Below are 20,725 nucleotides of genomic sequence, written 5' to 3'. Positions count from 1 at the left end.
CTTTGGGGCCGCGCAGGCCGGCCAGGGCCAGGGGCTGCAGGCCGTGGTGACGGGCAAGAAAACGGAGAAAGCCGCGGATGGCGGCCAGCTGGCGGGCGCGGGTGGCGGTGCCGACGCCGTCCTTGCGGGCACGCTCGGCCATGAAGCCGCGCAGGTCGGCAGGGCGCAGCGCCTGCAGCGCCTCCAGGTCGGGCTCGGCGCCCAGGTGGCGGCTCAGGAAGCCCAGGAAATCGGCCAGGTCGGCGCCATAGGCGGAGAGGGTGTGGCGGCTGGCGCGGCGCTCGCGCTCCAGCCAGTCGAGCCAGAGCTGCCGCGCGGCGATGCCGGTCAGGCGGGGATTGTTCATCGCGACAGCGCCGCGGCCAGGGCGCGGGCCAGGAACTGCAGATGCGGGGTGGCGCCGCGGGCCGGCAGCTCGCTCGGGTGGCGGGCGCCAAGCACCAGCAAAGCGGGGGCGCCCGGCACCGGCAGTCGGGCCAGGGCGTCGCAGCAGACCAGGGGCGCGGCCTCGGCATGCAGCAGCGGCTCGTCGGTGGGGGCGGTGCGCAGCAGGGCGTCGCGGCCGGCCGGCAGCAGGCGGGCGACGGTCCCGGGCGGCAGGGTCAGGCGGTGATGGCCCGGGGTGCCTTCGTCGGCGATGGCGCAATGCGCCAGGCCCAGCAGGTCCGGCCATTCCTGGCGGACGGTCTCGGCCGGGTCCTGGCTCGGGATCAGGGCGAGAACGGCGGCGCGGGTGCGGGCGGAGAAGCCGTCGCTCTCGCGCGCGGTGTCGGCCAGGTCGCGGGCGGCGGCGCGCTCGGCCGCCAGCATCGCCGCCATGTGGTCGGCCAGCCCCTCGCCATGGATGCGGCGGGGGGGCTTGAGCATCCGGTAGAGCTCCGGCTGCTGGGCCAGGAAGTCGGGGTGCTCGCGCAGCCAGGCGGCAACCGTGTCGCCGTCCATCACGATCTGTTCCAGAGGTGGCCGGGGCGAGAAACGCGCGCCCCGGCCTGTTCCTATCAGAGGATGCTCTGCCCCGTCTTCTTCCAATCGGCCAGGAAGGCTTCCAGGCCGCGATCGGTCAGCGGGTGCTTGATCAGCTGGCGGATCACCGCCGGCGGCAGGGTGGCGACATCGGCGCCGATCCGGGCGGCCTGGGCCATGTGCAGCGGGTGGCGGATCGAGGCGACCAGCACCTCGGTCTTCAGATCCGGGTAGTTGCGGTAGATCTGCACGATGTCTTCGATCAGCTGCATGCCGTCCTGCGCCAGGTCGTCCAGCCGGCCGACGAAGGGCGAGATGTAGGTGGCGCCCGCCTTGGCGGCCAGCAGCGCCTGCACCGGCGAGAAGCACAGGGTGACGTTCACCGGGGTGCCTTCGTCGGTCAGGGTGCGGCAGGTGCGCAGCCCGGCCTCGGTCAGCGGCACCTTGACGCAGACATTGTCGGCGATGCCGCGCAGGAAGCGGCCCTCGGCCAGCATGCCGTCATAGTCGGTCGCGGTGACCTCGGCCGAGACATGGCCCGGGGTGACGGTGCAGATCTCGGCGATGACCTCGGCCATGTTGCGGCCGGACTTGGCGATCAGCGAGGGGTTGGTGGTCACGCCATCGACCATGCCGAGCTCGGCGAGCGCGCGGATTTCGGACACCTCGGCGGTGTCGACGAAGAACTTCATCTTGGGATTCCCCTGCGGCGGCACGGCCTGACGGCCGTGGCGATGACCTGCGAGGCCCCCCTTCTAGCGGAGACAGGGTGTTGAACGAAAGGCCGCGCCGCCCGACAAAGGCGGCATGGCCCGTCTGCGTGTCCTGCTGCCCTTGCCGCTCGCCGGCGCCTATGACTACCGCGTCCCCGCTGTGTGGGCCGAGGCCCCGGCGGCCGGCAGCTTCGTCGAGGTGCCGCTCTCGGGCCGCAGCATGATCGGCGTGGTCTGGGATGGCGAGGCCGATCCCGACCTGCCGGAGAAGAAGCTGCGCGACATCCGGGCGGTGCTGGACGTCCCCCCGATGACGGCCAGCCTGAGGAAATTCGTCGACTGGGTGGCGGCCTATACGCTGAACCCTCCCGGTGCGGTGCTGCGCATGGCGATGAGCGCGCCGTCCGCGCTGGAGCCGCCAGCCTCGAAAGCCGGCTGGCGCCTCTCGGCCGCCGGCCAGCGCGCCAAGCGGGGCGAGGGGAAGCTGACAGAGACCCGGCGCCGGGTGCTGGACGCGATCGAGCCGGGCGACGTGCAGTCGGCCGCCGCCATCTCCGCCGAGGCCGGCGTCTCCTCCGGCGTGGTGCGCGGCATGGCCGAGGCCGGGCTGCTCGAATCGGCGCTGATGCCGGCCGGCGAGGCCTTCCCGGCGCCCGACCTGACGCGGCCCGGCCCGCTGCTGGGCGGCGAGCAGCAGGTCGCGGCGGCGGCGCTGCGCCAGGCGACGGCCGCGCAGGCCTTCGGGGTGACGCTGCTGACCGGCGTCACCGGCTCGGGCAAGACCGAGGTCTATCTGGACGCGGTGGAGGAATGCCTGAAGCTCGGTCGCCAGGCGCTGGTGCTGCTGCCGGAGATCGCGCTGTCGACCCAGTGGCTGGAGCGCTTCGAGCGCCGCTTCGGCGTGCCGCCGGCGCTGTGGCATTCGGAGCTCGGCAGCCGGCGGCGGCGCGACACCTGGCGGGCCCTGGCCGAGGGGCGCATCCAGGTGCTGGTCGGCGCCCGCTCGGCGCTGTTCCTGCCCTATCCCGATCTCGGCCTGATCGTCGTCGACGAGGAGCACGAGACCGCCTTCAAGCAGGAGGAGGGCGTCGTCTACCACGCCCGCGACATGGCGGTGGTGCGCGCCCGGCTGTCGCAGGCGGCCTGCGTGCTGGTCTCGGCGACGCCCAGCCTGGAGACGCTGACCAATGCCGAGACCGGGCGCTACGCGGCGCTGCACCTGCCGGTGCGGCATGGCGGCGCCTCGATGCCGGCGGTCAGCCTGATCGACCAGCGCGCCACGCCGCCGGAGCGCGGCCGCTTCCTCAGCCCGCCGCTGGTCGAGGCCGTCCATGCGACGCTGGCCGAGGGGCAGCAGGCGATGCTGTTCCTCAACCGCCGCGGCTACGCGCCGCTGACGCTGTGCCGCAGCTGCGGCCACCGCATGCGCTGCCCGAACTGCAGCGCCTGGCTGGTCGAGCACCGGGTGCGCCGCTGCCTGCAGTGCCATCATTGCGGCCATGCCGAGCCGATCCCGCCCCATTGCCCGGAATGCCATTCCGAATCGAGCCTGACCCCGCTCGGCCCCGGGGTGGAGCGGGTGCAGGAGGAGGCCGAGCTGCTGTTCCCCGAGGCCCGGCGGCTGGTCATGGCCTCCGACACCATCGCCGGGCCTGCCGCGGCGGCCGAGGCGGCGCGGGCCATCGCGGCGCGCGAGGTCGACCTGATCATCGGCACCCAGATCGTCGCCAAGGGCTGGCACTTTCCGCACCTGACCCTGGTCGGCGTGGTCGATGCCGACTTGGGCCTGGCCGGCGGCGACCTGCGGGCGGCCGAGCGCACCGTGCAGCTGCTGCACCAGGTGGCCGGCCGCGCCGGCCGCGCCGAGGCGCCCGGCCGCGTGCTGCTGCAGAGCTGGAGCCCGGAGCATCCGGTGCTGGAGGCGCTGGTCGCCGGCGACCTCGACGGCTTCATGGCGGCCGAGGCCGAGGCGCGCCGCCCCGGCCACTGGCCGCCCTTCGGCCGGCTCGCCGCGCTGATCGTCAGCGCCGAGGACGAGCGCGAGGCCGATCGTGTCGCGCGCGACCTCGGCCTGTCCGGGCCGGCGGGGGAGGGGGTGCAGGTGCTGGGCCCGGCGCCCGCGCCGCTCGCGCTGCTGCGCGGCAGGCACCGGCGGCGGCTGCTGCTGAAGGCGCGGCGCGACATTGCCGTGCAGCCGCTGCTGCGCGAATGGCTGGGACGGGTGCAGATTCCGGCCTCGGTCCGCGTCCAGGTCGATGTCGACCCGGTCAGCTTTCTGTAAGCCGCTGTTTTCCTGCGCGGTCGCGGCATAGGCGGTAGCGCTGGGCGATTTCTGGCCCGCCGCGGGTTGAAAGCGCGGCCGGGCCGCCGAGATAGGGCAGTCGGGCGGAACATGGTTCCGGGCAACAAAATGTGCCCATCCGGTGAAACGCTGGTAACGAATCCGCCGCAGCCCCCGTTGCCGCCAAGCAATCCCCTGTGTTAATGCCGGGCCGCCGCAGCGGGCCTCGTCCGCTCGCGTCGAAATCATGTCCATCCGCCGCCAGACCGACGAGTCGGTCGCGCGCGCGGCAGGACGCCGGGAAAGCAAGAGAACGGGATCCTCCGTGGCCTCCGAAGCGACCAACGTCTCGCCGAACGCGACCCACCCCTCCGGCCTCGCCCAGCGCTATGCGCTGGCCCTGCTGGAGCTGGCGAAGGACAAGAAGGCGGTCGACGCCGTCGCTGCCGAGCTGGACAAGCTCGCCGCGCTGCTCGCCTCCGACCCCGCCTTCGCTGCCTTCATCCATGACCCTCGGCTGGACAGCGTCGCGCAGAAGCGCGGCGCCTTCGCCGTGCTGGAACGCGCCGGGGTTTCCGGCGACGTCCGGAACCTGGTCGGCGTGCTGATCGCCAACCGCCGCCTGTCGACGCTGCCGCAGGTGCTCAGCGCCTTCGGCGTGCTGCTGGCGGAACAGCGTGGCCAGCAGACCGCCGAGGTCACCACCGCCCATCCGCTGACCGACGTCCAGCGCACGCAGCTCGCGGCGCGCCTGACCGAGGCCGGCTATTCCAACGTGAAGCTGGTCGAGCGCCTCGATCCCACCCTGCTGGGTGGCCTCGTGGTCCGTCTCGGGTCCCGCCTCTACGACAGCTCGATCCAGTCCAAGCTGCAGCGTCTGCAGTACGCCATGAAGGGGGCCGCCTGATGGAAATCCGTCCCGCCGAGATCTCGGAGATCCTGAAGCAGCAGATCGCCGGCTTCGACGCCGAAGCGAATGTTGCCGAAGTCGGCACCGTCCTGACCGTTGGCGACGGCATTGCCCGCGTCTACGGCCTGCAGAATGTCATGGCCGGCGAGCTGGTGGAGTTCCCCTCCGCCGGCCTCAAGGGCATGGCGCTCAACCTCGAGACCGACAATGTCGGCGTCGTCATCTTCGGTGACGACAGCGGCATCCGCGAGGGCGACAGCGTCTCGCGCACCGGCGACATCGTCTCCGTGCCGGTTGGCAAGGGTCTGCTCGGCCGCGTGGTCGACGGCCTCGGCAACCCGATCGACGGCAAGGGCCCGCTGGTCGACGTGACCAGCACCCAGGTCGAGGTGAAGGCGCCGGGCATCATCCCGCGCAAGTCGGTGCATGAGCCGATGCAGACCGGCATCAAGGCAATCGACGCCCTGATCCCGATCGGCCGCGGCCAGCGCGAGCTGGTCATCGGCGACCGCCAGACGGGCAAGACGGCTGTCATCATCGACACCATCCTGAACCAGAAGGCGATCAACGCCGGCACCGACGAGAGCAAGAAGCTTTATTGCATCTACGTCGCCGTCGGCCAGAAGCGCTCGACGGTCGCCCAGCTGGTGCGCACCCTCGAAGAGAACGGCGCGCTCGAGTACTCGATCATCGTCGCCGCGACGGCTTCCGACCCGGCCCCGATGCAGTTCCTGGCGCCCTACACCGGTTGCGCCATGGGCGAGTTCTTCCGCGACAGCGGCAAGCACGCGGTCATCTTCTACGACGATCTGTCGAAGCAGGCCGTCGCCTACCGCCAGATGTCGCTGCTGCTGCGCCGTCCGCCGGGCCGCGAAGCCTATCCGGGCGACGTCTTCTACCTGCACTCCCGCCTGCTCGAGCGCGCGGCGAAGATGGGCGAGGCCGCCGGCCTCGGCTCGCTGACCGCGCTGCCGGTCATCGAGACCCAGGCGGGCGACGTCTCGGCGTACATCCCGACCAACGTGATCTCGATCACCGACGGCCAGATCTTCCTGGAGACCGAGCTGTTCTTCAAGGGCATCCGCCCCGCGGTGAACGTCGGCCTCTCCGTCTCCCGCGTCGGCTCGGCCGCGCAGGTCAAGGCGATGAAGCAGGTCGCCGGCAAGATCAAGCTGGAGCTGGCGCAGTACCGCGAGATGGCGGCCTTCGCCCAGTTCGCCTCGGACCTCGACGCCTCGACCCAGGCCCTGCTGGCCCGCGGCGCGCGCCTGACGGAGCTGCTGAAGCAGCCCCAGTTCAAGCCCGTCTCGATCGAGGAGCAGGTGATCTCGCTCTTCGCCGGCGTGCGCGGCTACCTGGACAAGGTGCCGGTGAACAAGGTCGGTGCCTTCGAGGCGCAGCTGCTGTCGTCGATCCGCGCCAACGCGCCGGAGATCGCCGAGAGCATCCGCGACAAGAAGGAGATCACCAAGGAGAACGAGGCCAAGCTGGTGTCCTTCATGGACGGCTTCGCCAAGTCCTTCGCGGCCTGAAGGTAGGCTCAAGGGAGTAATCCATGGCCAACCTGAAGGAGCTCCGGGGGCGCATCAACAGCGTCAAGTCGACCCGGAAGATCACCCAGGCGATGAAGATGGTCGCGGCGGCGAAGCTCCGCCGCGCCCAGTCTCAGGCGGAGGCGGCGCGCCCCTATGCCGAGCGGATGGCGCGCATGCTCGCCTCCCTCGGCCAGGCGGTGGCCGGCAACCCTGACGCGCCGAAGCTGCTGGTGGGCACCGGCTCCGACCAGGTCCATCTGCTGGTCGTGGTGACCGCCGATCGCGGCCTCGCCGGGCCCTTCAACACCAATGTGGGGCGCCATGCGCGCAACCACATCCGCAAGCTCGAAGCCGCCGGCAAGACCGTCAAGATCCTGACGGTCGGCCGCAAGGGCGCGACCTACCTGAAGCGTGAGTTCGCCAGCCGCATGGCCGGCGAGATCACCTTCCAGGGCAAGAAGCGCGTCGGCTTCGAGGATGCGAACGCCATCGCCGAGCGCCTGACCGGCATGCTCGAGGCCGGCGAGTTCGACGTCTGCACGCTGATCTACAACCGCTTCCGCAGCGTCATCGCGCAGATCCCGTCGGACCAGCAGCTGATCCCGGCCGAGCTGCCGGAAGCGGCCGCCGAGACCGCGTCGGGCGAGGCCCAGGCCTGGTACGAATACGAGCCGGATGAGGCCACGATCCTGGCGCAGCTGCTGCCGAAGAATCTCGCGATCCAGATCTATCGCGCGATCCTCGAAAGCGCCGCCGGCGAGCATGGCGCGCGGATGAACGCGATGGACAACGCGACCCGCAACGCCGGCGACATGATCAACAAGCTGACCCTGACCTACAACCGTACGCGTCAGGCGAACATCACCCGCGAGCTGATCGAGATCATCTCGGGTGCGGAAGCCCTCTGAGGGGAATGAGCACAGCCATGAAGAACAACGTTGGCAAGGTCACGCAGGTCCTGGGCGCTGTCGTGGACGTGCAGTTCCCCTCCGAACTGCCGCGCATGCAGAACGCCCTGCAGGTGAAGATCGGCGACCGCACCCTGGTGCTGGAAGTCGCCCAGCACCTCGGTGAGCGCACCGTCCGCACCATCGCCATGGACACGACCGACGGTCTGGTCCGCGGCTCCGAGGTGGTCGACACCGGCGCCGGCATCGCCGTGCCGGTGGGCGAGGGCACCCTCGGCCGCATCCTGAACGTCATCGGCGAGCCGATCGACGAGCGCGGCCCGGTGAAGTCCGAGAAGACCTACACCATCCACCGCCAGGCCCCGGCCTTCGAGGACCAGGCGACCTCGGCCGAGATCCTGGTCACGGGCATCAAGGTCGTCGACCTGATGTGCCCCTACCTGAAGGGCGGCAAGATCGGCCTGTTCGGCGGCGCCGGCGTCGGCAAGACCGTCACCATTCAGGAACTGATCAACAACATCGCCAAGGGCCATGGCGGCGTGTCCGTCTTCGCCGGCGTCGGCGAGCGTACCCGCGAGGGCAACGATCTCTATCACGAGATGATCGATGCCGGCGTCATCAAGCTCGGCGAGGACGGCTCCACCGAAGGTTCCAAGGTGGCGCTGGTCTATGGCCAGATGAACGAGCCGCCGGGCGCCCGCGCCCGCGTCGCCCTCTCGGGCCTGTCCATGGCGGAGTACTTCCGCGATGAGCAGGGCCAGGACGTGCTCTTCTTCATCGACAATATTTTCCGGTTCACCCAGGCTGGCGCCGAGGTGTCCGCTCTGCTCGGCCGTATTCCTTCGGCCGTCGGCTATCAGCCGACGCTGGCGACGGACATGGGCGCCCTGCAGGAGCGCATCACCTCGACCAAGAAGGGCTCGATCACCTCGGTCCAGGCGATTTACGTCCCGGCCGACGATCTGACCGACCCGGCGCCCGCCACCTCCTTCGCCCACCTGGACGCGACCACGGTTCTGTCGCGCTCGATCGCCGAGCAGGCGATCTTCCCGGCCGTCGACCCGCTGGACTCCACCAGCCGTGCGATGGACCCGCGGATCCTGGGCGACGAGCACTACAACACCGCCCGCGAAGTGCAGCGCATCCTGCAGACCTACAAGTCGCTGCAGGACATCATCGCCATCCTGGGCATGGACGAGCTGTCCGAGGACGACAAGCTGATCGTGGCGCGCGCGCGCAAGATCCAGCGCTTCCTCAGCCAGCCCTTCCACGTCGCCGAGGTCTTCACCGGCACCCCGGGCGTCTTCGTCAAGATCGAGGACACCGTCCGGTCCTTCGCCGCCATCTGCAAGGGCGAGTACGACCACCTGCCGGAAGCCGCCTTCTACATGGTCGGCACCATCGAGGACGCGGTGAAGAAGGCCGAAGGCCTCAAGGCCGCGGCCTGAGGATCGATAGGGAGCTGACCCATGGCGACCTTCGACCTTGAGCTGGTAAGCCCGGAGAAGCTGCTCCTCTCCCGCCCCGTCGAGATGGCGATCATCCCGGCGGCGGAAGGCGAGATGGGCGTGCTGCCCGGCATGGCGCCGATGATCGTGGCCCTCAAGGGCGGCGTCATCCGCGTCCAGGAAAACGGCGCGATCACCGAGAAGCTGTTCGTCATGGGCGGCTTCGCGGAAATCACCCCGACCCGGGTGACGGTGCTGGCCGACGAAGCCACGCCGCTGGCCGAGTTGTCCCGCAGCGAAGCCCAAGCGCGGGTGAAGAAGGCCGAGGCCGACTACGAAGCCGCCGCCGCCTCCGCGACCCCGGAGGAGCGCGAAGGCGCCATGGACCGGCTGCTCGCCGCCCGCGAGATGGAACAGGCCGCGGAAGCCGCCTGATCGACGCCTCCCGGTGAACGATTGAGAAAGCCCCGGACCGGTAAGGTTCGGGGCTTTTTCGTTTTTGGGCAGGCCAGGGGAATGAATTCCCCTGGACCCCTTCTTTTTTCTGTCTGTTGGCCGTTCGACGACCAGCCCTTCGCCGGCCACGACACCCGGGCAGCACGGTGGGACGCCGTTTTCATGGAATGGCGCTCGCCCCCAGGTCGCGCTTCGGCGCGGCCGTTTCACCGCCCGTCTCCACGTGGACACGGCAGTCACCGCAGAAAAAAGATGGGGGTCCAGGGGGAATTCATTCCCCCTGGCCTTCGGCTTGCCTTTCTAAACTGCCCGAAAGGTTTCTCATCCGTTGCGACAAGGAACCTGACCCGGTACCCTGGACACCGTCCCGCAGCGCGCCGGAGGTTTCCCTGAGCCCGAAGTTTCCCGCCCGGCCGCTTTCGGCCCCGGCGCTGGCCCGTCGTGGCTTTCTTCTGGCCGGCAGCGGCCTGGCCTTGTCCAGCTGCGTGCGTGCCCGGGCCCAGGACCAGCAGATGCCCGAGGTGCTGCGCGCCATGACCGGGCTGGGCGAGATCGCCCGGGCCCGCGGCATCAGCTTCGGCGCCGCGATGCTGACGCATCTGATGCAGCGCGACCCCGCCTATGAGGCGGCCTTCGCCGCCGAGGCCGCGGTCATCGTTTCGGAATGGGAGGGCAAGTTCGCGGCCCTGCAGCCGGAGGAAGGCAAGTTCGACACCTCCCTGCTCGATGCGCAGCTGCGCTGGGCGCAGCAGCGCGGGCGGACCCTGCGCGGCCATGCCCTGGTCTGGCACGAGAGCCTGCCGGCCTGGGCCGAGCGGGCGCTGACCGAGGGGCGCGACCGTGCGCTTGGCATCATGACGGCGCATTTCGACCGGGTGCTGAGCCACACGCGCAGCCAGATCCGCGACTGGGACGTGGTGAACGAGCCGATCGCGACCGCCGGCGACCAGCTGCGCGACACGCCCTGGCTGCGGGCGCTGGGGCCGGAATACATCGACATCGCCTTGAAGATGGCGCGGGAGCGCGATCCGACGCTGCGCATCGTGCTGAACGAATACGGCTTCGAGGAAGACGTGCCGGAGGCGCTGCTGAAGCGGCAGCAGCTGCTGGCCCTGCTGCGCGGGCTGCTGGAGCGGAAGGTGCCGCTCGATGCGCTGGGCATCCAGGGGCATCTGCACATGTCCCGGCCCTTCAATGCCGCGTCCTTCGCCGGCTTCCTGGCGGAGGTGCGTTCGCTCGGGCTGCAGGTGCTGATCACCGAGCTCGACATCCGCGAGACCTGGGACGCGCCGCAGGAGATCGCCGCCCGCGACGCGCTGGTCGCCGAGCGCACCTATGCCTTCGTCTCCACCGCGCTGGAGGGTGGCGCGCGCACGGTGCTCAGCTGGGGGCTGAGCGACAAATATTCCTGGCTGGCCAACACGCCGGCGGTGGCCATGGGGCAGGGGCGGGTGCATCGCGGCCTGCCGCTGGACGACAACTGGCAGCGCAAGCCGATGTGGCACGCTTTGGCGCGGGCCTTCCGCGGCGGCGACTGAAGGGGGGCGACAGCGGCGCCCATCCGGTGTTTGCTCTGGCGGCCTGAAAGAAGCCTGCTGGAGCTGTGATGGACCTCGCCTCTCTCGAAACCCCCGTGCCCGTGGTCGACCTCGATGTGGTCGAGGCGAATCTGAAGCGCATGCAGGCCTATTGCGACCAGCACGGCCTGGCGCTGCGGCCGCATATCAAGACGCACAAGATCCCGGCGCTGGCGCAGCGGCAGGTGGAGCTCGGCGCGCAGGGCATCACCTGCCAGAAGCTGGGCGAGGCCGAGGTCATGGTCGATGCCGGCCTGACCGATATTTTCATCTCCTACCCGCTGATGGGGGAGGCCAAGGCCAAGCGGCTGGCAGCGCTGGCCCCACGGGCGAAGATGCGGGTCGCCATCGACAATCCGATCGCGCTCGCCACGGCGGCCAGCGCCGCGAAGCAGTCGGGCGCCGAGATCGGCGTGGTCATCGAGTTCGACAGCGGCGCGGCGCGGACCGGCGTCACCTCGGTCGACGCCATGCTGGAGCTGGCCGAGGCGGTGCGCGCGACGGCCGGCCTGCGGCTGGACGGGCTGATGACCTATCCGCTGAGCGCCGCCAGCGCCGATTTCCTGGCCGTCGCCCTGCCGCAGCTGGAAGCGCGCGGCATGGCCGCTCCGGTGCTGACCGGCGGCGGCACGCCCAACGCCTTCCACGCGCATGAGACGGCGCCGATCAACGAGCTGCGGGTCGGGACGTATATCTACAACGACCGCATGATGGTCGCCGCCGGCCATGCCGGCTGGGCCGACTGCGCGCTGCACCTGCATGTCACGGTGATCAGCCGCCCGACCGAGGACCGCGCGGTGATCGACGGCGGCAGCAAGAGCTTTGCCGCCGACATCATGCCGGCCGGCGTGCAGGAGGGGTATGGCTATTTCCCCGACTACCCCGAGGCCAGGCTCGAGCGGCTGAGCGAGGAGCACGGCATGGTCGACCTCTCGGCCTGCGCCAGGAAGCCGGCGCTGGGCGAGCGGCTGCGCGTGGTGCCCAACCATGTCTGCCCGGTGAGCAACCTGCATGACCGCATCGCGCTGGTGCGCGGCGGGGAGTTCCAGGGTTTCGTCGAGGTCGCGGCGCGCGGCCGCACCGTCTGAGGGGGAGAAGAACGATGAGCGAATCCGAAGCGCGCCTGGCGGCGCTGGGCCATACCCTGCCTGTGGTGGGCAAGCCGCTGTTCAACTACGTCCCCTTCAAGCGGGCCGGCGACGTCGCCTATCTGTCGGGCCAGGTGCCGCGCTTCGCCGATGGCAGCCTGACCACCGGCAAGGTGGGCGAGGCGCTGACGCTGGAGGAGGCGCAGAAGGCCGCGGTGCTTTGCGGGCTGCACCTGCTGGCGGTGGCCAAGGCGGCGGCCGGCTCGCTGGAGAAGGTCGAGTTCCTCAAGCTCTTCGGCATGGTCTATGCGACGCCCGACTTCGGCGGCCAGCCCAAGGTGATCGACGCCTGCTCCGAGCTGCTGGTGCAGGTGCTGGGCGAGCGCGGCCGCCATGCCCGCTCGGCCATCGGCATGGGGTCGCTCCCGTCCAACGTGCCGGTCGAGATCGAGGCGGTGATCCGCATCCTCGACTGAGGCGACGCGCCGGGGGCGGCAAGGCCCCCGGCCTCTCAGGCTGTCAGATGCGCCGCCAGGAAGCGCAGCACCGCCTCGTAGACCGCGCGCCTGTTGTGGCGCTTGGTGAAGCCGTGGCCTTCATCGGCGAAGGTCAGGTACTGGACCGCGATCCTATTGGCCTGCAGCGCGGCGACGATCTGCTCGCTCTCGGATGGGGGCACGCGCGGGTCGGTCAGGCCCTGCGCCACCAGCAGCGGGCAGCGGATGCGCGCCGCCTGGTGCAGCGGCGACAGGCGGTGCAGCAGCTCGGCATCCGCGACAGGGTCGCCGTATTCCGCCGCGCGATGGCCGATGCGCCAGGGGCCGGTGTTGCGGAAGAAGCTCTGCCAGTTGGCGATGCCGTAGAAATCGACGCCGCAGGCCCAGAGCTCCGGATATTCGGTGGTCGCGGCCAGCACCATCCAGCCGCCATAGCTCTGGCCCATGATGCCGATGCGGGTGCCGTCGACCTCCGCCAGGGTCGCCAGATGCGCATGCGCCGCGGCCAGGTCGGCGACGCTGTCCAGCCGCTTCTCGCGGTCGTCCAGCGCGGCATAGGCGACACCATAGCCGGTGGAGCCGCGGACATTGGGCACCAGCACGCCGATGCCCTGGGCCAGCACCGCCTGCAGGTCGGCGCGCCAGTTGGGCAGGGCCTGCATCGCCGGGCCGCCATGCACCCAGACCAGCATCGGCCAGCCCCCTGCCGGCATCGGGCCGCCGGGGAAGGCGAGGAAGGCCGGGATTTCCCGACCATCGAAGGTCGGAAAGGACATGGTCGTCCAGTCGCGCAGCCCCTCGGGCGGGGTGGCGCCGTGGAGCAGCGCAGCCGGGGCGCCGTCCAGCCCCGCGGCATAGAGCGCGGAAGGCGCGCTGAACCGCGCCAGGTCGAACACGATCTTTTGGCCGTCCGGCGACCAGGAGAGCTTGGTGATGACGCCGGCGGGATGCGCGGGCTCAGCGACCACGGCGCCCGCCGCGTCGAGCAGCCGTAGCCGGGAATAGCCGCCCTCGTTCACCACCACGGCGAGATGCCGCTGGTCGGGGGAGAGCTCCAGCTTCTCGACATCCGCCTCCGGCGCATAGAGCAGCTCGGGAACCGCGCCGTCGCGCTGGAAGGCGACCGCCAAGAACTCGCGCCCGCGGTCGGCGAGCAGCCAATACCCGCTGCCATCCGCCTTGGCGCGCGGGTTCAGGTGGCGGGCATCGTCCTGATGCGGGGTCAGCTCCGTCGCGGCGCCGCCCTCGACCGGCACCCGCAGCAGCGTCGCCTCGAAGGTGCGGGGGGCGGTGGCCAGCAGCAGGGCGTTCCCGTCCGCGCTCCAGGCCGGCAGCTCGTGCGGCCCTTCGCGCTCAGCGACGCAGCGCGCCGCGCCGCTGGCGATGTCCATCACCCAGGCGTCGCTATGGGCGGGGTCGCGGCTGTTGGCGGTATAGGCGATGCGCGACCCGTCCGGCGAGATCGCGCCCCAGCCATGGATGGTGCGCGGATCGGCGGTCAGCGCCCGGGCCTCGCCCTCGGGCGGCAGGTGGTAGAGCTGGAAGCGCTCGTCGCCGGCGCCGTCGCGGCCGAAGATCGCGCCGCCATCCGGCAGGCCGGCGACGAAGGAAACCGCATCGGCATGCCCGGTGCGCTGCCGCGGTGCGCCGCCCGCGCCGGACAGCTCCCAGACCTGGGCGGAGCCGCCGCTGTCCTGCAGGAAATACAGCCGCCCGTCGCCCGCATGGGAGGGCAGGGTGGCGGCCGGGGTGGCGAGCAGGCGCTCGAGCAGGGACGCGGTGTTCATGGGATCAAGCCTGGACCCGAAATGCGCAGCCGCCAAGCGGCGGACGCCATGGCCAGCGGGCCGCGCCCGGACTAGTCTCCGCGCGCCATGCGCTATGTCTCGACCCGGGGCCAGGCCCCAGCCCGCGATTTCGAAGGCGTCCTCCTGGCCGGTCTGGCCGAGGATGGCGGCCTGTTCATGCCCGAAACCTGGCCGGAGCTCTCGGCGGCCGAATGGCGCGCCCTGCGCGGCCGGCCCTATGCCGAGGTGGCGGCCCATCTGATGGCCCGCTTCACCGGCGAGTCGCTGCCGGAGGCCAAGCTGCTGGAGCTGGCGAACCGCGCCTATGCCGGCTTCGGCAGCGCGGCGACGGCCCCGCTGGTGCAGCTGGAGCCGCAGCTCTTCGCGCTCGAGCTGTTCCATGGTCCGACGCTCGCCTTCAAGGACATGGCGATGCAGATGCTCGGGCAGCTGTTCGACCATGTGCTGGCCAGGCGCGGCGAGCGGGTGACCATCGTCGGCGCGACCTCGGGCGACACCGGCTCGGCCGCCATCGAGGCCTGCCGCGACCGCGCCGCCATCGACGTCCTCATCCTGCACCCCGAGGGCCGCACCAGCGAGGTGCAGCGCCGGCAGATGACCACGGTGCTGTCGCCCAACATCCACAACATCGCGGTCCAGGGCAGCTTCGACGACTGCCAGGACCTGGTGAAGGCGATGTTCACCGACGCGCCCTTCCGCCAGGAGATGCAGCTCTCCGCGGTCAATTCGATCAACTGGGCGCGCATCGCGGCGCAGGTCCCCTACTACGCCTATGCCGCGCTGGCGCTCGGCGCCCCCGACCGGCCGGTGGCGGTCGCCGTCCCCACCGGCAATTTCGGCAATGTGCTGGCCGCCTGGGTCGCCCGCCGCATGGGCCTGCCGATCGAGCGGCTGATCATTGGCGCCAACCGCAACGACATCCTGGCGCGCTTCCTCTCCGGCAACGACATGTCGATGCAGGAGGTGGCGCCCTCGCTGTCGCCCAGCATGGACATCCAGGTTTCGTCCAACTTCGAGCGCCTGCTGTTCGAGCTGCTCGGCCGCGACGCCCAGGCCACCGCCAGCACCATGCAGCGCTTCCGCGCCGAGGGCCGCATGCCGGTGCCCGACGCGGCCTGGAAGCAGGCGACCCGCCTGATCCAGGGCTTCACTGTCAGCGACGAGGCGACGCTGGAGGAAATCCGCCGACTGCACCGCGACTGCGGCTATCTGGCCGACCCCCACACCGCCATTGGCATCGCCGCCGGCCGCGCCCACCTGCCGGACGACAAGGGCATCCCGGTCATCGTGGCGGCCACCGCCCATCCGGCGAAGTTCCCTGACGCGGTGGAAAAGGCGACCGGCTTCCGCCCGCCGCTGCCGCCGCGCATGGCCGACCTCTACGACCGCGAGGAACGCTTTGCTGTGCTGCCGAACGATCTGGGGCAGATCGAGGCGGCGGTGCGGGGGCATGTGCGGCGGAATACAGGGGCTTAAGAGAGGGGCAGGAGCAGGCTGGGGGAATGAATTCCCCCAGACCCTCTTCTTGTTTCTGAGGTGACTGCCGTCTCCACGTGGGGACGATACATGGCCCGGTCCCGCGACAGCGCGACCTTTGAGGGCGCGCTGTTTTTTTGTGAGAACGGCGTCCCGCCGTGATGCCCGGGCGTCGGTGCCGTTGCAGCGCCGACTGTCCAACGGCCAACAGACAGAAAGAAGATGGGGTCCAGGGGAATTCATTCCCCTGGCCTGCCCCTCTCTTCCCTGACTTACCCCGGCTGATCCGGAACCCTGATCGGCGTCACCTCCACCATCGCCACGCCTTGCCGGAGGATCCCGAGACGGGCCGCGGTGCCCGGGCTCAGGTCGATCACCCGGCTGCGCAGGTGGGGTCCGCGGTCTTCGATCGTCACCACCGCCGTCCGGCCGTTTTCCAGGTTCCTCACCCGGGCGACCGTGCCCAGGGGCAGGGTGCGGCTGGCCGCCACCGGGGCGTTGCGGTTAAAGCGGCGGCCATTGGCCATGCGGCGGCCATGGAAGCGGTTGGCGTAGAAGGAGGCGCGGCCGCGCTGCACGCGCGGCGCGGCGTGATGGTGACGCTGGCTCTGCGCCTGGGCCTCGCGGCGCGGGCTCTTGCCCTCGGCGGCGGGCGCGACGCCCAGCAGCCCGATGCCCAGGGATAGCGCGGCCAAGGCAGCCGCGCGGCGGATGACACGCATGGATCTTCCCCCTCTGTCGGTCCCGTCCTGCTACTGAGATGGGGTGTCAGGGTCGTCTTCCAAAGGCCAGAAGGGACAAGAGCTTTGGCGCAGGGGATCGCGTCACCGTTTGACGGCAGGTCTGCCCTGACGGCAATGCCCGGCAACGGGGTCGCAGAGCGCGGCTATAGCCCTTACATTGTTGCTCAACGACAGCAGCGCGCCCAACCTGCCGGGCGTGCCCCAGGGAATTCTGAACCATGTCTGATGCGGTGCGGCTGACGCGCCTTTCCAATGGACTGACCATCGTCTCCGAGGCCATGCCGCGGGTCGAGACCGTCTCCATCGGTGCCTATGTCCATGCCGGCACGCGCGACGAATCGGCCTCCGAGAACGGCGCCTCGCATTTCCTCGAGCACATGGCCTTCAAGGGCACCGCCAAGCGCGACGCCGCCGCCATCGCCCGCGAGATCGAGAATGTCGGCGGCCACCTGAACGCCTATACGGCGCGGGAGAACACCGCCTACTACGCCAAGGTGCTGAAGGAGGACATGGGCCTGGCCGCCGACATCATCGGCGACATCCTGACCCATTCGACCTTCATCCCCGAGGAGATGGAGCGCGAGCGCGGCGTCATCCTGCAGGAGATCGGCCAGGCCAACGACACGCCGGACGACATCGTCTTCGACCATTTCCAGGCGACCGCCTTCCCCGACCAGCCGATGGGCCGCCCGACGCTGGGCACCGAGGAGAGCGTCGGCGGCATGGGCCGCGCCGTGCTGACCGACTACATGCGCCGCCATTACGGGCCGAGCCGCATGGTGGTCGCCGCCGCCGGTGCGCTGGAGCATGACAAGCTGGTCGGCCTGGTCGAGAAGCATTTCGCCGACCTGCCGCTGGTGGCGCCGAGCCCGGCCGAGGTCGCCCGCTACGGCGGCGGCGAGTTCCGCGAGGAGCGCGAGCTCGACCAGGTGCATGTCGTGCTGGGCTTCGAGGCCGATGCGGTGGCGACGCCGATGCACTACCCGACCATGCTGCTCTCGACCCTGCTGGGCGGCGGCATGTCCTCGCGCCTGTTCCAGGAGATCCGCGAGAAGCGCGGCCTGGTCTATTCGATCTATTCCTTCGCCCAGCTCTTCCGCGACAGCGGGCTCTTCGCCGTCTATGCCGGCACCGGCGAGGACCAGGCGGCCGAGCTGGTGCCGGTGGCGCTGGAGGAGCTCAAGCGCGTCCAGCACGACGTGACCGAGGAGGAGCTGGCGCGGGCCAAGGCGCAGCTGCGCGCCTCGGTGCTGATGTCGCTGGAATCGACCGGCAGCCGTTGCGAGCAGCTGGCCCGGCAGATCCAGGTGCATGGCCGCATCATCCCGGTCGAGGAGACCAAGGCCAAGATCGCCGCGGTGACGGTGGAGCAGGTGCAGGCGGCGGCGGCGAAGATCTTCCGCTCGCGCCCGACGCTGGCGGCGCTGGGTCCGGCCGGCAAGGTGCCGGGCCTGCCGAGCATCGCGGAGAAGCTCGCCGCATGAACCGGCTCGAGCGGCTCGAAACCCTGGTCGCCGCGGCCCGCGCCGCGGGGGCCGAGGCCGCCGACGCGCTGCTGATCAGCGGCACCTCGCTCGCCGTGCAGTGGCGCCTGGGCAAGCTCGAGCAGCTCGAGCGCTCCGAGGGGCTGGACCTCGGCCTGCGCGTGCTGGTCGGCCGGCAGCAGGCCATCGTCTCCTCCACCGACGCCGATCCGCGCGGCTTCCAGGCCCTGGCCGAGCGCGCCGTCGCCATGGCCCGCGCCGTGCCCGAGGACAGTTTCGGCGGTTTGGGCGAGTTCCATGCCGCCCTGCCGCGCGCGCTCGATCTGGCGGATGACGCCGAACCGAGCGTCGAGGCGCTGATCGCCCGCGCCCGCGCCGCCGAGGAGGCCTCGCTGGCCGTCGCCGGCGTCACCAACAGCGAGGGGGCGGATGCCAGCTACTCGCGCACCGGCATCGCGCTGGTCAGCTCGAACGGCTTCGCCGGCGAATATGCCCGCACCGGGCATTCGACCTCGGTGACCGCGCTGGCCGGCAGCGGCACCGGCATGGAGCGCGACTACGACCATTCCAGCGCCGTCCACCTGGACGACCTGGAAGACCCCGCCAGCCTCGGGCGCAATGCCGGCGAGCGCGCCATCCGCCGGCTGAAGGCCGCCCGCCCGAAGACCGGCAAGCGGCACATCATCTACGACCCGCGCGTGGCCGGATCCCTGATCGGCCACCTGGCCTCGGCGCTGAACGGGGCGGCCGTCGCGCGCGGCACCTCCTTCCTGCGCGACCGCATGGGGCAGCGAGTACTGCCCGAGGGCCTGTCGCTGCGCGACGACCCGCTGCGCGTGCGCGGGCTGCGCTCCCGCCCCTTCGACGGCGAGGGCATGCCCGGCGCGCCGCTCGCCCTGGTGGAAGACGGCATCCTGGCCAGCTGGGTGCTGGACTGGCGCAGCGCGCGGCAGCTCGGCCTGCGCTCCACCGGCCATGCCAGCCGCAGCATCTCCGGCCCCCCGGCGCCGGCGACGACCAACCTGTGGCTCGAAGGCGGCCAGGGCTCGCCCACCGCGCTGATGGCCGATATCGACGACGGCATCTATGTCACCGAGATGATCGGCATGGGCGTCAACGGCGTGACCGGCGACTACAGCCGCGGCGCCGCGGGCTTCATGATCCGGGGCGGCGAGCTGGCCGAGGCGGTGTCGGGGATCACCATCGCGGGGAATCTGAAGGACATGTTCCTTCGCCTCCGCGCCGCGGGCGATCTGACGTTCCGGCGGGGGACCGACGCGCCGACGCTGCGGGTGGATGACCTGACTGTGGCGGGGGCCTGAGAGAAGGCAGGGGAGGCCAGGGGCTTTGCCCCTGGACCCCACCGGGGGCATTGAATGCCCCCGGACCCCCGCATTCACAAGAGTCCCAACTATGGCCTCAAGGTGCCAACAGATGGCGGGGTCCGGGGTGATACGATCACCCCGGCGGGGGCCTGGGGGCGGAGCCCCCAGTCGCTTACCTTCGCTTAGGCTGCCCAGCCCTTATACTTCTCGAACTCCACGACCAGCCGCTCGTAGATCGGCTTCCTGAACGCCACCACGATCCCCGGCAGCTCTTCGAGATCCGTCCAGCGCCAGGCGTTGAATTCGGGGTGGGGGTCGAGGTCCAGGCGGATGGCGCTGTCCGCTCCGGTGAAGCCCAGGGCGAACCAGCGCTGCTTCTGGCCACGATACTTGCCGCGCAGGGCCTTGCCGATCAGCTCGGCGGGCAGGTCGTAGGTCAGCCAGTCCTCCACCTCGCCCAGGATGCGGGCCTCGGCGGTGCCGATCTCCTCGCCGAGCTCGCGCAGCACCGCGGCCGCCGGGTCCTCGCCCTCATCCAGCCCGCCCTGGGGCAGCTGCCAGGCATCGGCGGCGACGTCGGCGCGGCGGGCGATCAACACCTGGCCGGCGCGGTTGAACAGCACGGCGCCGACATTGCGGCGATAGGGCAGGTCGGACATCTGAGAAAAAGCCTTAGCGGGAGGCGGAGGGGCCGGCGCCACGCAGCGCCGCGCTGGCCGGGGCCAGCACCAGGCCGCGGCCCTCGAGGCCGGCGGCCCAGGCGGCGATGCGGTCGACCAGCAGGGGCGAGGGCTCGGCGGCCAGGCCGATGGCGCTGCCGTTGCGGCGGGCGATCTGCTCCAGGGCGGCCAGGCGCCGCTCGACCTCGCCGCGGGTCAACGGCTCGTCGAGCACCAGGTCGATGGTGGCGCCGGCGCCCTCCAGCGGCGGCGCGGCGCCGGGGCGGGCGTCGAGGTAGAACAGCCCGCGCGCCTGGACCTCTTCCTGCACGGCTTCCAGCTGGCCGGCCTCGGCGGCGAAGCGCTCGCCGCGCTGGTTGCCGAGCGCGCCCACGACCCCGGCATAGCCGGCGATGCGGCCCATGGCGCGGTGCAGCAGCTCCAGATTCTCCCACAGCTTCAGGCCGGGGCGCAGGCTGTGCTCGGCGGCCTCGCCATTGGCGGACTCCAGCGGCAGGCCGAGCAGCACCTCGCGGCCGGCGCCGCGGGCCTGGGCCAGCAGCAGGTCCGGGCGCAGCGCCTGCGGGTTGAAGGCGGCGGTGACGCCAGCGGGCAGGCGGCGCAGCGCCTCCTCCGAGCGGGTCGGCGAATTGCCGAAGCCGCCGATGACCAGGGCGATGCGCGGCCGGCGCTCGGCCGCGTCGAAGGGGCGGGCGTAGAGCTGGCGCGGCTCGCGGCCGTCGGTGGTGACGCGCGGCAGGCCGCCGAAGGGCGAGGCCTCCAGCAGCGCCGGATCGGGCGCCGGGCTGGCCCTTATACACATCTGCCGCTGCCGACGACCCTACGCGTGAACA

At 70.8% G+C, this 20,725-nt stretch carries 18 protein-coding genes; 12 read left to right on the top strand and 6 right to left on the bottom strand.

Going from position 1 to position 20,725, the window contains the following annotated elements:
• The 3 genes from BKE38_RS23745 to fsa form a co-directional block, all read right to left on the bottom strand.
• A partial coding sequence (locus BKE38_RS23745) for a site-specific integrase (protein ID WP_165694269.1) occupies positions 1 to 346 on the bottom strand: 346 nt, incomplete at its 3' end.
• Entirely contained in the window at positions 343 to 942 is a 600-nt protein-coding gene (locus BKE38_RS23740; RefSeq protein WP_076959700.1) for a DUF484 family protein, read from the bottom strand. The genes BKE38_RS23740 and BKE38_RS23745, both read right to left, overlap by 4 nt.
• 56 nt (positions 943 to 998) lie before the next feature.
• Positions 999 to 1,655, bottom strand: a complete 657-nt coding sequence (fsa, locus tag BKE38_RS23735; RefSeq protein ID WP_076959699.1) for a fructose-6-phosphate aldolase — start codon at positions 1,653 to 1,655, stop codon at positions 999 to 1,001.
• Positions 1,656 to 1,770: 115 nt separating this feature from the next.
• On the opposite strand from fsa, the gene BKE38_RS23730 reads away from it, so the two are divergent.
• The 9 genes from BKE38_RS23730 (at position 1,771) to BKE38_RS23690 (ending at position 12,355) form a co-directional block, all read left to right on the top strand.
• Positions 1,771 to 3,957, top strand: a complete 2,187-nt coding sequence (locus BKE38_RS23730; RefSeq protein ID WP_076959698.1) for a primosomal protein N' — start codon at positions 1,771 to 1,773, stop codon at positions 3,955 to 3,957.
• Positions 3,958 to 4,282: 325 nt separating this feature from the next.
• Positions 4,283 to 4,864, top strand: a complete 582-nt coding sequence (locus BKE38_RS23725; RefSeq protein WP_076959697.1) for a F0F1 ATP synthase subunit delta — start codon at positions 4,283 to 4,285, stop codon at positions 4,862 to 4,864.
• Positions 4,864 to 6,399, top strand: coding sequence for a F0F1 ATP synthase subunit alpha (gene atpA / locus BKE38_RS23720; RefSeq protein WP_076959696.1), 1,536 nt, complete (start codon positions 4,864 to 4,866; stop codon positions 6,397 to 6,399). Before BKE38_RS23725 ends, atpA begins: the two co-directional genes overlap by 1 nt.
• 23 nt (positions 6,400 to 6,422) lie before the next feature.
• On the top strand, positions 6,423 to 7,310 hold the full coding sequence (locus tag BKE38_RS23715; protein WP_076959695.1) for a F0F1 ATP synthase subunit gamma: 888 nt from the start codon (positions 6,423 to 6,425) through the stop codon (positions 7,308 to 7,310).
• Between the two features lie 17 nt (positions 7,311 to 7,327).
• A complete protein-coding gene (atpD, locus tag BKE38_RS23710) occupies positions 7,328 to 8,758 on the top strand; it encodes a F0F1 ATP synthase subunit beta (RefSeq protein ID WP_207553654.1) in 1,431 nt (476 codons plus the stop codon).
• 21 nt (positions 8,759 to 8,779) lie between these two features.
• Positions 8,780 to 9,193: an ATP synthase F1 subunit epsilon gene (gene atpC / locus BKE38_RS23705; RefSeq protein ID WP_076959693.1), complete on the top strand. Its 414-nt coding sequence runs from the start codon at positions 8,780 to 8,782 to the stop codon at positions 9,191 to 9,193.
• Positions 9,194 to 9,726: 533 nt separating this feature from the next.
• Complete coding sequence (locus BKE38_RS23700) at positions 9,727 to 10,752, top strand: endo-1,4-beta-xylanase (protein WP_083747818.1); 1,026 nt, start codon at positions 9,727 to 9,729, stop codon at positions 10,750 to 10,752.
• Positions 10,753 to 10,820: 68 nt separating this feature from the next.
• On the top strand, positions 10,821 to 11,879 hold the full coding sequence (locus tag BKE38_RS23695; RefSeq protein ID WP_076959692.1) for an alanine racemase: 1,059 nt from the start codon (positions 10,821 to 10,823) through the stop codon (positions 11,877 to 11,879).
• Between the two features lie 14 nt (positions 11,880 to 11,893).
• Entirely contained in the window at positions 11,894 to 12,355 is a 462-nt protein-coding gene (locus tag BKE38_RS23690; protein ID WP_076959691.1) for a RidA family protein, read from the top strand.
• Positions 12,356 to 12,390: 35 nt separating this feature from the next.
• On the opposite strand, the gene BKE38_RS23685 is transcribed toward BKE38_RS23690, so the two are convergent.
• The gene (locus BKE38_RS23685) at positions 12,391 to 14,163 is read right to left on the bottom strand and encodes a S9 family peptidase (protein ID WP_076959690.1); all 1,773 of its coding nucleotides are present in this window, start codon (positions 14,161 to 14,163) and stop codon (positions 12,391 to 12,393) included.
• Between the two features lie 87 nt (positions 14,164 to 14,250).
• On the opposite strand from BKE38_RS23685, the gene thrC reads away from it, so the two are divergent.
• Positions 14,251 to 15,660, top strand: a complete 1,410-nt coding sequence (gene thrC / locus BKE38_RS23680) for a threonine synthase (protein ID WP_076959689.1) — start codon at positions 14,251 to 14,253, stop codon at positions 15,658 to 15,660.
• Between the two features lie 272 nt (positions 15,661 to 15,932).
• On the opposite strand, the gene BKE38_RS23675 is transcribed toward thrC, so the two are convergent.
• Complete coding sequence (locus BKE38_RS23675) at positions 15,933 to 16,382, bottom strand: septal ring lytic transglycosylase RlpA family protein (protein WP_076959688.1); 450 nt, start codon at positions 16,380 to 16,382, stop codon at positions 15,933 to 15,935.
• A gap of 239 nt (positions 16,383 to 16,621) precedes the next feature.
• On the opposite strand from BKE38_RS23675, the gene BKE38_RS23670 reads away from it, so the two are divergent.
• On the top strand, positions 16,622 to 17,887 hold the full coding sequence (locus BKE38_RS23670; RefSeq protein WP_076959687.1) for a M16 family metallopeptidase: 1,266 nt from the start codon (positions 16,622 to 16,624) through the stop codon (positions 17,885 to 17,887).
• Positions 17,884 to 19,209: a TldD/PmbA family protein gene (locus BKE38_RS23665; protein ID WP_076959686.1), complete on the top strand. Its 1,326-nt coding sequence runs from the start codon at positions 17,884 to 17,886 to the stop codon at positions 19,207 to 19,209. The genes BKE38_RS23670 and BKE38_RS23665 overlap by 4 nt, the downstream gene beginning before the upstream one ends.
• A gap of 185 nt (positions 19,210 to 19,394) precedes the next feature.
• Here the strand turns inward: BKE38_RS23665 and BKE38_RS23660 are convergent, their stop codons facing one another.
• Positions 19,395 to 19,871, bottom strand: coding sequence for an RNA pyrophosphohydrolase (locus BKE38_RS23660; protein WP_076959685.1), 477 nt, complete (start codon positions 19,869 to 19,871; stop codon positions 19,395 to 19,397).
• Positions 19,872 to 20,725 lie beyond the last annotated feature (854 nt).

Origin of the sequence: Teichococcus deserti (assembly GCF_001982615.1) — a bacterium.
Classification (GTDB): Bacteria; Pseudomonadota; Alphaproteobacteria; order Acetobacterales; family Acetobacteraceae; genus Pseudoroseomonas; species Pseudoroseomonas deserti.
The sequence above is the reverse complement of the archived record's forward strand: the minus strand, read 5'-3'. Positions and strand labels throughout refer to the sequence as shown.

Excerpts from the sequence above, each read along its gene's own strand:
- BKE38_RS23740 (WP_076959700.1), bottom strand. The coding sequence starts at position 942 with ATGGACGGCGACACGGTTGCCGCCTGGCTGCGCGAGCACCCCGACTTC.
- fsa (WP_076959699.1), bottom strand. The coding sequence starts at position 1,655 with ATGAAGTTCTTCGTCGACACCGCCGAGGTGTCCGAAATCCGCGCGCTC.
- BKE38_RS23730 (WP_076959698.1), top strand. The coding sequence starts at position 1,771 with ATGGCCCGTCTGCGTGTCCTGCTGCCCTTGCCGCTCGCCGGCGCCTAT.
- atpA (WP_076959696.1), top strand. The coding sequence starts at position 4,864 with ATGGAAATCCGTCCCGCCGAGATCTCGGAGATCCTGAAGCAGCAGATC.
- BKE38_RS23715 (WP_076959695.1), top strand. The coding sequence starts at position 6,423 with ATGGCCAACCTGAAGGAGCTCCGGGGGCGCATCAACAGCGTCAAGTCG.
- atpD (WP_207553654.1), top strand. The coding sequence starts at position 7,328 with ATGAAGAACAACGTTGGCAAGGTCACGCAGGTCCTGGGCGCTGTCGTG.
- atpC (WP_076959693.1), top strand. The coding sequence starts at position 8,780 with ATGGCGACCTTCGACCTTGAGCTGGTAAGCCCGGAGAAGCTGCTCCTC.
- BKE38_RS23700 (WP_083747818.1), top strand. The coding sequence starts at position 9,727 with ATGCCCGAGGTGCTGCGCGCCATGACCGGGCTGGGCGAGATCGCCCGG.
- BKE38_RS23695 (WP_076959692.1), top strand. The coding sequence starts at position 10,821 with ATGGACCTCGCCTCTCTCGAAACCCCCGTGCCCGTGGTCGACCTCGAT.
- BKE38_RS23690 (WP_076959691.1), top strand. The coding sequence starts at position 11,894 with ATGAGCGAATCCGAAGCGCGCCTGGCGGCGCTGGGCCATACCCTGCCT.
- BKE38_RS23685 (WP_076959690.1), bottom strand. The coding sequence starts at position 14,163 with ATGAACACCGCGTCCCTGCTCGAGCGCCTGCTCGCCACCCCGGCCGCC.
- thrC (WP_076959689.1), top strand. The coding sequence starts at position 14,251 with ATGCGCTATGTCTCGACCCGGGGCCAGGCCCCAGCCCGCGATTTCGAA.
- BKE38_RS23675 (WP_076959688.1), bottom strand. The coding sequence starts at position 16,382 with ATGCGTGTCATCCGCCGCGCGGCTGCCTTGGCCGCGCTATCCCTGGGC.
- BKE38_RS23670 (WP_076959687.1), top strand. The coding sequence starts at position 16,622 with ATGTCTGATGCGGTGCGGCTGACGCGCCTTTCCAATGGACTGACCATC.
- BKE38_RS23665 (WP_076959686.1), top strand. The coding sequence starts at position 17,884 with ATGAACCGGCTCGAGCGGCTCGAAACCCTGGTCGCCGCGGCCCGCGCC.
- BKE38_RS23660 (WP_076959685.1), bottom strand. The coding sequence starts at position 19,871 with ATGTCCGACCTGCCCTATCGCCGCAATGTCGGCGCCGTGCTGTTCAAC.